The following is a 2,896-nucleotide window of genomic DNA, read 5'->3' on the forward strand; positions in this document are numbered from 1 at the left end:
CACGTCCGCACCCCAGAGGTGTTCAACGGGCTTTTCTCACAGTACTGTTGTGACGCGGTCCTTGTCCCAATACAAGTTGCTCCAGAGGGGCTTGGGGCTGTCCTGACGGCTTTTCGTACCATGAAGAATCTAGGCGGTTTTGTCACGACGGTCCCGCACAAGACTGCGGTCGCCGCCCTCTGTGATGAACTTGGCGATGCCGGGCGTGCAATCGGTGCGGTTAACGCGGTGCGGCGGGAAGCTGACGGCAGGCTGATCGGTAACATGTTTGACGGTGCCGGTTTTGTAGCCGGGTTGCGCTCCCAGGGGTACGATCCGGCTGGTCGCCGGGCACTGCTGATAGGTGCGGGCGGTGCAGCCGCAGCCATCGCTTTTGCTCTGGCAGAGGCGGGCGTAGCATCCCTGACGGTCGCCAACCGCACCCGTTCGAAGGCTGAAGAGATTGCGGCGCGGGTGGCCAAATACTTTCCAGATCGGCCGATCATGGTGGGAAATGCCGATCCGACCGGTCACGATCTGGTGATAAACGCCACCTCGCTCGGTCTGAAAGCTGATGATCCGTTGCCGCTTGATGCCACAATGTTGACACCCGCCATGACCGTTGCGGAAATCATTATGAAGCCAGAAACCACCCCCCTTCTGGCCGCAGCGAAAGCAAGGGGGTGCACCATTCATTACGGACTCCACATGCTTGATGAACAGGTCCGCCTGATAGCTGAATTTATCGGAGCGATGGGCTCTTGACCGGGATAGCCTCTCCGCCCGCCTGCCTTACTCGTGCACCTCATCTTTGACCTCCTTTCAATCGACTGCACAGTTCACTCCTCAGCTGTCATGGCGAGCCACGCCTGCGCGGCGTGAGACAGGTAGCCGCCACGCCGCCAGATCAGGGCCATGTGCCAGAAAATGGCAGGTTCTTGTACCGGAACCAGGCGCGTCATCGGGTGCGGGCGCTGCTCGGCGATCATGCGCGGCAACAGCGCCACGCCAAGCTTCGTTGCCACCAACTCGATGATGAAATCGACCTGGCTCGACTGTGCCGAGACCTTGGGCGTGAAGCCGCTTTCCCGGCAGGCCTCAAGTATGATCGGGTTGAGCGCGAACCCAGGTCCGTACAGGATGAAGGGGAGCTCCTGCAGGTCCTGGAAGTGCAGCCGCTCGCGCGCCGCCAGCGGATGGTCTACCGGCAACAGCACGTCGATCGGCTCGCGCCACACCTCCTGATACTCGAACTGGTCGCTCACCGGCAGCAAGGTGGCTGCCAGGTCCACCTCGCCTGCCAGTACCAGTTCCTCCAGGCGTTTACTGCCGTGCTCCACCAGCTGCAGCTCCACGCCGGGATAAAGGGTGCGGTAGCTGGCGAAACGATGGGCGAACAGGGTGTTGCTCCCGATCAGTGGCACCCCCAGGCGCAGCACCCCTCCCTTGAGCCCCCGCAGCTCTTCCAGCTCGGCTTTGAGGTCGTCGCCCTGGGCCAGGATCGCCAGCGCCCGCCGGTAGACGATCTCACCAGCAGCCGTCATCTTGCACCCCTGGCCGATTCGCTCCAGCAGCGGCAGATCCAGCTCCTCTTCCAACTGCTTGACCGCCTTGCTCACCGTCGACTGGGTGACGAAGACCGTCTTTGCGGCGCGCGAAAAACCGCCTTGACGCACCACCTCGACAAACGCCCGCAATGTCCTAATTTCCATGTTCTATTCCAAATAAGAATTAGACTTAGTCTTAAAATTCATTTTACGAATACTACGATTGCACCTATCCTGCAAACAGGAAATTCACAGAGGAGTTCACCATGACCGGATTTCAACCTTCCATAGCCTGGCGGCGCTGCCGTGCCAGCCTGCTGTTTCAGGTTTCCTTGATCCTGCTGTTTTGGCTGGTCGGGGAGGGCACCGTGCGCGCCACGGGCCTGAGCATCCCCGGCGCGGTGCTGGGGCTGTTCATCCTGCTCCTATTGCTGGCCAGCAAGCGACTGAGCATTGCCACGGTCCGTCGTGGTTCGCAGTGGCTGCTCGCCGAGATGCTGCTCTTCTTCGTGCCGGCGGTTTTGGCGGTGCTGGACCACCCGGAACTTCTCGGCATGCTCGGGGTGAAGATCCTGGCAGTCATCGTGCTGGGCACCCTGGCGGTTATGGTCGTCACCGCCGGGGTCATCGACCTATGCTACCGGGCTGTCAGCCCTGAGGTAGGCGGCCGTGCTTCCGGGTAACCTTTTATCACCGCAAACGCTGGTCTGGTCGGCACTGACCATCGGCTTCTACCTGCTCGGCAAGGTGCTGTACCGCCGTTGGCCGTGCTGGTGGTCTTCACCGCTTCTGGTCACTCCGTTGCTGCTCATCGGGGTGGCAGTCGCCTTTCATGTGAGCTACGGCGAGTACATCAGGAGGACCCACTGGTTGGTAGCCCTTCTCGGTCCGTCCACGGTGGCCTTTGCCATCCCGATCTACGAGCAGCGCGCGCTGATACGCCGGCACTGGTTGCTGCTCGTAGTGGGAGTGGTTGCGGGGAGTACCACTGCGCTGGTCACCTCGTGGCTGCTGTCTGAGTTGTTGGGGCTCAACGCCACTGTCTGTCTCAGCCTTCTGCCGCGCTCCCTGAGCACCCCGTTTGCCATGACTGTTTCCAGCGATATCGGTGGGGTGCCGGCGCTCACCTCGGTTTTCGTCGTGATCACCGGCGTATTCGGCGCCGCCCTCGGTGAACTGCTGCTCAACGTGCTGCCGCTGCGTTCGGCATTGGCGCGCGGTGCCCTGCTCGGCATGGGCGCTCACGGGGCCGGTACCGCCAAGGCGCATCAGATCGACGCCGAGATCGGAGCCATCGCCGGGTTGGTGATGGTGCTGGTAGGCCTGGTCAATGTACTGACCGCTCCCGCGCTGGCGCAGTTGCTGTCGCT

Annotated in this window: 4 protein-coding genes; 3 read left to right on the forward strand and 1 reads right to left on the reverse strand. The window is 61.7% G+C overall.

The window, feature by feature from the left end; translation table 11 throughout:
* Positions 1-744: shikimate dehydrogenase family protein (locus AC11W3_RS17380; protein WP_484093440.1), on the forward strand; the 744-nt coding region annotated here is incomplete at its 5' end.
* A 74-nt stretch (positions 745-818) separates the two neighbouring features.
* Here AC11W3_RS17380 and AC11W3_RS17385 read toward each other — a convergent pair.
* Positions 819-1,691 carry a LysR substrate-binding domain-containing protein gene (locus AC11W3_RS17385; RefSeq protein ID WP_484090650.1) on the reverse strand — a complete coding sequence of 291 codons (873 nt, stop codon included), beginning with the start codon at positions 1,689-1,691 and terminating at the stop codon, positions 819-821.
* A gap of 101 nt (positions 1,692-1,792) precedes the next feature.
* Here AC11W3_RS17385 and AC11W3_RS17390 point away from each other — a divergent pair, with 101 nt between their 5' ends.
* Positions 1,793-2,209 carry a CidA/LrgA family protein gene (locus tag AC11W3_RS17390; protein ID WP_484090649.1) on the forward strand — a complete coding sequence of 139 codons (417 nt, stop codon included), beginning with the start codon at positions 1,793-1,795 and terminating at the stop codon, positions 2,207-2,209.
* Positions 2,196-2,896 (forward strand): LrgB family protein (locus AC11W3_RS17395; protein WP_484093441.1); only part of this gene is annotated, 701 nt, incomplete at its 3' end. The genes AC11W3_RS17390 and AC11W3_RS17395, both read left to right, overlap by 14 nt.

The sequence above is a fragment of the Geomonas sp. genome, from assembly GCF_056994735.1.

What these genes read in the sequence shown, in the direction of transcription:
- AC11W3_RS17385 (WP_484090650.1), bottom strand. Translation starts at nt 1,691, where the DNA reads ATGGAAATTAGGACATTGCGGGCGTTTGTCGAGGTGGTGCGTCAAGGC.
- AC11W3_RS17390 (WP_484090649.1), top strand. Translation starts at nt 1,793, where the DNA reads ATGACCGGATTTCAACCTTCCATAGCCTGGCGGCGCTGCCGTGCCAGC.